This window comes from Streptococcus sp. 1343, assembly GCF_013277355.1.
In the GTDB taxonomy this organism is placed as follows: domain Bacteria; phylum Bacillota; class Bacilli; order Lactobacillales; family Streptococcaceae; genus Streptococcus; species Streptococcus pseudopneumoniae.
In genome coordinates, this window is the sequence record NZ_VMMT01000006.1 from 37,640 (window position 1) to 44,319 (window position 6,680).

The 6,680-nt window shown below is 40.0% G+C and carries 6 protein-coding genes and 1 pseudogene; 5 read left to right on the plus strand and 2 right to left on the minus strand.

Going from position 1 to position 6,680, the window contains the following annotated elements; all coding sequences use genetic code 11:
- Nucleotides 1-4: 4 nt before the first annotated feature.
- Nucleotides 5-1,149 (minus strand): annotated as a pseudogene (locus tag HT709_RS01035) (glycosyltransferase family 2 protein).
- A 57-nt stretch (nt 1,150-1,206) separates the two neighbouring features.
- On the opposite strand from HT709_RS01035, the gene HT709_RS01040 reads away from it, so the two are divergent.
- The 5 genes from HT709_RS01040 to HT709_RS01060 all read left to right on the plus strand — a co-directional run bounded on the left by HT709_RS01040 (nt 1,207) and on the right by HT709_RS01060 (nt 5,448).
- Nucleotides 1,207-2,373 (plus strand): CynX/NimT family MFS transporter, encoded by a 1,167-nt coding sequence (locus HT709_RS01040; RefSeq protein ID WP_172925420.1) that lies wholly within the window; start codon nt 1,207-1,209, stop codon nt 2,371-2,373.
- 138 nt (nt 2,374-2,511) lie between these two features.
- The gene (locus HT709_RS01045) at nt 2,512-2,838 is read left to right on the plus strand and encodes a PadR family transcriptional regulator (protein WP_000273854.1); all 327 of its coding nucleotides are present in this window, start codon (nt 2,512-2,514) and stop codon (nt 2,836-2,838) included.
- Nucleotides 2,825-3,418: a DUF1700 domain-containing protein gene (locus tag HT709_RS01050; RefSeq protein ID WP_172925421.1), complete on the plus strand. Its 594-nt coding sequence runs from the start codon at nt 2,825-2,827 to the stop codon at nt 3,416-3,418. Before HT709_RS01045 ends, HT709_RS01050 begins: the two co-directional genes overlap by 14 nt.
- A complete protein-coding gene (locus HT709_RS01055) occupies nt 3,411-4,322 on the plus strand; it encodes a DUF4097 family beta strand repeat-containing protein (RefSeq protein WP_172925422.1) in 912 nt (303 codons plus the stop codon). The genes HT709_RS01050 and HT709_RS01055 overlap by 8 nt, the downstream gene beginning before the upstream one ends.
- A 61-nt stretch (nt 4,323-4,383) precedes the next feature.
- On the plus strand, nt 4,384-5,448 hold the full coding sequence (locus tag HT709_RS01060; protein WP_172925423.1) for a DUF6574 domain-containing protein: 1,065 nt from the start codon (nt 4,384-4,386) through the stop codon (nt 5,446-5,448).
- Between the two features lie 223 nt (nt 5,449-5,671).
- On the opposite strand, the gene HT709_RS01065 is transcribed toward HT709_RS01060, so the two are convergent.
- A complete protein-coding gene (locus tag HT709_RS01065; RefSeq protein WP_172925424.1) occupies nt 5,672-6,532 on the minus strand; it encodes a DUF4299 family protein in 861 nt (286 codons plus the stop codon).
- Nucleotides 6,533-6,680 lie beyond the last annotated feature (148 nt).

A 6,680-nucleotide genomic window follows, 5' to 3' on the forward strand; every position in this document is an offset into this window, starting at 1 on the left:
CATTTTAATTTATTTGGCTTATTTTTCCAAATAAATTACTGTTCCCTTGTACTCTTTCTTCCATTTAAATCCTCTAATTAAACCTACAATCGTTCCAAGGCCATAAGCAAAGTGAATGGAAAATAAAAGAAAGGGCATCACAATTAGAAATCCATTTTTATGTTTTAATAAAGTCAGCAAAGTGAGTAGTGATAAAAGTAAAAAATAGGCGCCTAATAGTAAAGTTATGAATACGAATGTGATCGGTAACAATGCTAGACTAAACACAAGACTCAAAACAAATAAACAAGGAACATAGTGAAATAATGATAAACACTTAAACTGAACATGACTTGTCAAGCCAATCCACAAACCATTTGAATACTTTTGATGCAGCATTTTCTTGAATGTTGGTCGAATATACTGATAAGATAGAATACTTGGGCTATAGCGGATTTTATAACCATGTTCTCGAATTCTATAATGAATATCATTATCTTCAGTTCGGCCAAGTTGCTCATTTACTAAACCAACCTTCTGGAAAACCTCTCGTTTATACATCCCATGAAAAATAGAAGAAACATATCTATCCTCGGCACTATTTCGATAATTGGCAATGCTACTGCCAAACATATTTTCCTCAACAAGATGCAAGGTCTCTGCCCATTTTCCTTTTCCTTCGACAATCGTCGGTCTAGGCCCCCCACAGACAAATTCACCTTGTTGAATAATAGCCACATTGTTCATTACAAAAGTCTCAGTAACTTTTGAATGAGCATCAATTTTTAAAATAAGGTCCCCTACAGAATGTTTAACTCCCAGGTTAAAACCACTAGCTTGATTTTTCTTAGGATTGTTATACAATCTAATTGAGTTAAACTCTGTATCTTCCTTTATCAATTGCTGAATGATAGCTGTGGTCCCATCTGTGGACATAGCATTTATAAATAGAATTTCAATATTCTCTTTAGGATAGGTTTGATTTTTTAAGTCTTCAATTAGACCAGGCAGATATTTTTCTTCATTGTATGCACTGATTACAATGGATACGAGAAGACTTTTAACATTTTGAGTCACTACTACTCTCCTGAATTTTTCCTTCCACCATTCTATCATAATTTTCAAGACTTTCCCATTTTTATCTTGAAAGCCAGAAACCTTACTTGACATTATAGTGAAAAAGCCTTAAAATAAGCTGTTATTAAAATCAGCTATAAGAGGTATTATATGAAAAAGCAATCACTCTTTTTTGTTCCAGGTATTATCCTGATTGGTGTTTCCTTGCGAACTCCTTTTACTGTTTTACCCATTATTTTGGGAAATATTTCGCAAGGTCTAGAGGTAGAAGTTAGTTCGCTTGGTGTCTTGACCAGCCTGCCTCTCCTTATGTTTACCCTCTTTTCACCATTTTCTACCCGACTGGCTCAGAAAATCGGCTTGGAGCATCTCTTCACCTACAGCCTCTTCTTCTTGACCATCGGCTCACTTATTCGACTAATCAATCTGCCCCTGCTCTATCTAGGAACCTTGATGGTTGGGGCAAGTGTCGCAGTCATCAATGTCCTGCTTCCTAGTCTTATCCAAGCCAATCAACCAAAGAAAATTGGTTTTCTGACCACCTTATATGTAACCTCTATGGGGATTGCAACGGCTCTGGCTTCCTATCTAGCTGTGCCCATTACACAAGCCAGTTCTTGGAAAGGACTTATCCTCCTCCTCACGTTACTCTGTCTAGCAACTTTTTTGGTCTGGCTCCCAAATCACCGCTATAATCATAGACTAGCTCCACAAACCAAACAAAAAAGTCAAATAAAGGTCATGCGTAATAAACAGGTTTGGGCAATTATTATCTTTTCAGGTTTTCAATCCTTGATCTTTTACACCGTCATGACCTGGTTACCTACCATGGCTATCCATGCAGGCCTATCCAGTCACGAAGCTGGCTTGCTGACTTCTATCTTATCTCTGATTAGCATTCCTTTTTCAATGACCATCCCAAGCCTGACAACCAGTTTGTCAACTCGCAACCGTCAGCTCATGCTCACTCTGGTCTCACTAGCTGGTGTGGTCGGCATTTCCATGCTCTTTTTCCCAATCAATCATTTCATTTACTGGCTTACCATCCATCTCCTCATCGGAACCGCAACCAGCGCCCTCTTCCCTTATCTCATGGTCAACTTTTCACTCAAGACAAGCGCCCCTGAAAAGACAGCCCAATTGTCCGGCCTATCTCAAACAGGAGGCTATATCCTAGCAGCCTTTGGGCCAACCCTCTTTGGTTACAGTTTTGACCTGTTCCACTCTTGGGTACCATCTGTAGCTGCCCTCTTGCTCATCGATATCCTGATGACTGTGGCCCTCTTTACAGTGGACAGAGCGGATAAGATCCTTTAAACTTCTAGTTTTAGCTAGAAGTTTTTTATATATAAAAATTTTACACATTTCTCTTGACAGGGCTTTCTTTTAGATGTACAATGTATGTGTAGAAAAATTATATATAAAAATCTTACACATTAGAAAAGGAGGTTTCCCATGTACTTTCCAACATCCTCTGCCTTGATTGAATTTCTCATCTTGGCCGTACTGGAAAAAGGGGATTCTTATGGTTATGAGATTAGCCAAACCATTAAGCTCATCGCTAATATCAAAGAATCCACACTCTATCCCATTCTCAAAAAATTGGAAGGCAATAGCTTTCTGACAACCTATTCTAGAGAGTTCCAAGGTCGCATGCGCAAATACTACTCCTTGACAAATGGTGGTATAGAACAGCTCTTGACCCTAAAAGATGAATGGGCACTCTATACAGACACCATCAATGGCATCATAGAAGGGAGTATCCGCCATGACAAGAACTGAATACCTGACTCAGCTAGAACTCTATCTCAAGAAACTACCTGAAGCTGACCAAATTGAAGCCATGGACTATTTCAGAGAGCTCTTTGACGATGCTGGAGTCGAAGGAGAGGAAGAACTCATCGCTAGCTTAGGAACTCCTAAGGAAGCAGCTCACGAAGTCCTCTCTAATCTTCTCGATAAAAAAATCAATGAGGCACCCGCTCAAAAAAATAACCGACAAATTTTGCATATCGCCTTGTTAGCCCTCCTTGCAGCACCCATCGGTATTCCTCTGGGAATCGCCATCCTCGTGACCCTGTTCGCAATCCTTGTAGCCGCTTTGACTGTTATTCTGGCTTTCTTTGCAGTTTCCATACTTGGTATCATTGGCGGATTCCTATTTTTAGTTGAAAGTTTCACTGTCTTAGCCCAAGCCAAACCAGCCTTTATCTTGATTTTCGGTTCTGGTTTACTGGCTATCGGTGCTTCTTCACTAGTTTTACTAGGCATTTCCTATGTAGCTCGTTTCTTCGGTCTACTCATTGTTCGCTTGGTGCAATTTGTTCTTAAAAAAGGAAAGAGAGGTGACCAGCATGCGTAAATTGACAAAAGGATTTCTCATTTTTGGTGTGGTGACTACCGTTATCGGCTTTATCCTGCTCTTTGTAGGCATCCAATCTGACGGAATCAAGAGCCTACTTTCCATGTCCAAAGAGCCTGTCTATGATAGCCGTACGGAAGAACTGACCTTTGGCAAGGAAGTCGAAAACCTAGAGATTACGCTCTACCAACACGCGCTGACCATCACAGACTCTTTGGATGATCAAATTCACATTTCTTATCATCCATCTATTTCTGCTAACCATGATCTTATCACCAATCAAAACGATAAAACGCTAAGCCTCACTGATAAGAAACTGTCTGAAAGTCCGTTTCTCTCTTCTGGAATTGGCGGGATTCTCCATATCGCAAGCAGCTACTCTAGTCGTTTTGATGAAGTTATTCTCCAATTACCAAAAGGAAGAAGCCTAAAAGGAATCAACATCTCAGCCAATCGCAGACAAACCACCATCATAAATGCTAGCCTTGAAAATGCGACCCTCAATACAAACAGCTATATCCTCCGAATTGAAGGAAGTCGTATCAAAAACAGTAAACTCACAACACCCAATATCATCAATATCTTTAGCACAGAACTGACAGATAGTCAGCTAGAGTCAACAGAAAATCACTTCCACGCTGAAAAAATCCAAGTCCATGGTAAGGTTGAACTAACTGCCAAAGATTATTTCAGAATCATCCTAGACCAGAAAGAAAGCCAACGAATTAACTTGGACATCTCAAGTAACTACGGTTCTATCTTCCAATTCACAAGAGAAAAGCCTGAATCAAGAGGCACGGAATTAAGCAACCCTTACAAAACTGAAAAAACCGATGTCAAGGATCAACTCATTGCGAGATCTGATGATGATATTGAACTAATATCCACACCAAGCAGACGTTGACAAAAACGCTTACATCTGCTACTATGGAAACATATTTATCTAACTAAAAGGAGGTTCTACCATGAAACAAGAATGGTTTGAAAGTAATGATTTTGTAAAAACAACAAGCAAGAACAAGCCTGAAAAGCAAGCTCAAGAGCTTGCAGACAAGGCTGAAGAAACGATAGCCGATCTCGATACACCAATTGAAAAAAATACTCAAGTAGAGGAGGAAGTCTCTCAAGCTGCAGTCGAACTGGAAAGCCAGCAAGAAGAGAAAATTGAAACTCCTAAAGACGGTGAAGCGAGAACAGAAATAGAAGAAAAGAAGGCATCTAATTCTAGTGAAGAAGAGCCAGATCTTTCTGGAGAAACAGAAAAAGTCACTATAGCTGAAGAAAGCCAAGAAGCTCGTCCTCAGCAAAAAGCAACCACAAAAGAGCCCCTTCTTATCAGTAAATCTTTAGAAAGTCCTTATATCCCCGACCAAGCTCCAAAATCTAGGGATAAATGGAAAGAGCAAGCGCTTGATTTTTGGTCTTGGCTAGTGGAAGCAATCAAATCTCCTACGAACAATCTTGAAACAAGTAGCACACACAGCTATACAGCCTTTCTCTTGCTCATTCTGTTTTCTGCATCTTCCTTTTTCTTTAGTATCTACCACATCAAACATGCTTACTATGGACATATAGCAACTATAAACAGCCACTTCCCTGAGCAACTAGCACCTTTAACTCTCTTTTCTATCATCTCTATCCTAGTAGCGACAACACTCTTCTTCTTTTCATTCCTCTTGGGTAGTTTCGTCGTGAGACGATTTATCTACCAAGAAAAGGACTGGACGCTAGACAAGGTTCTCCAACAATATAGTCAACTCTTGGCAATTCCAATCTTCCTCACTGCTATTGCTAGTTTCTTTGCCTTCTTTGATAGCCTACGATTTTCAGCCCTTTTATGTGTGATTAGCATTGGAATCATTCTGCTTGCTAGTCTCCATATCATTACCAGACCAAGTCAAGCAAGTGAAGCCGACTCCTTCTATCAGTTATTCTTGTCTGTCCTTGTGAACGGAGTTATTATCCTCCTCTTCTTTGTAGCTGAAGTGGCACTGATTGGAGATTATCTTCGTATCTTGGCCTTTCTTTAAACTTCATACTCTTCGAAAATCTCTTCAAACCACGTCAGCTTCGCCTTACCGTAGATATATGTTCCTGACTTTGTCAGTCTTATCTACAACCTCAAAACAGTGTTTTGAGCAGCCTGCGGCTAGCTTCCTAGTCGGCTCTTTGATTTTCATTGAGTAGCAATCCTGTCTTCTATGGCAGGATTTTTCTATGCCAAAAAAGCAAGTCGATTGACCTGCTTCTGCTTTACTTTTCTTGTGCTAATGCTTTAAAATATTTGTCTAAGATGGGTTGTACTTCTAATTGATTGGCGTCTAGTTGGTGGTAAGATGCTGATGGTAGTGACTCTAGGAATTTTGCATAGTCCAAGCGAGCGATAGCCTCATAGTCTTCTGGTTTAGAGCCGTCTCCTGTGATTTGAACCAAGTCAATCTCCCACTGGACTTCCTTATCCACCAATTGCTCCATATAGGCTGCAGGAACAAATGGTTCTCTCTGCAAAACAGTCTTGACGCCTTGAGCCAAATGGTAAACACCGTGCACTTTTCCTTCTCCATCCTGATAGAAGGAAACTCTTGCAAAGTAAGCATCTGTCTCTTGAACTGCACGTACACGTGCTTCAAACTGTGCCAAACCATCCTCCTCTAAAAACCTTTTCAAATCCTCATGACTAAAGAAAACAGGATTAAAAATTCCTTGGCAAATCGTAAAACGGGCTGCAGTGTCTGCAAGATGGGCTTGAATACTTGCTTGGAAATAATCTTCAAAGTCAAAACCATCTAGTCCTTCAATCTCAGTCCCTGTATAAGCAAGCAAAGCATCTAAAAATGACTTGATGATTTCCCAGTCTGTCTTCGTGAGTAGGTCAGGAAGATCGACACGGTAAGCTTTTTGACCATCAGCATAACTGACTTTAAAAAGAAATTGTGATTGCCCCACTATCGCACACTCGATATACTCGAGACGGTTAAGAGGCTGACGGAGATAGACAGCATCATAGCTATGTGACTCCAAACCATCTACCAAGGCCAAGATTGACTTGGCAGTCAAAATTTCCTGTTCTCCTAAAATGCTCTGTTTATTTGGAATAAAAATTGTTTTCTCCATAACTGAACTCCTTTGAAATCGTTTACATACAGTATACCTTATTTTTCTGAAAGATACAAAAACAAACTTTATACTCTTCGAAAATCAAATTCAAACCGCGTCAGCTTCGCCTTTCCGTAGATATATGTAACTGACTTCGTCAGTCTTA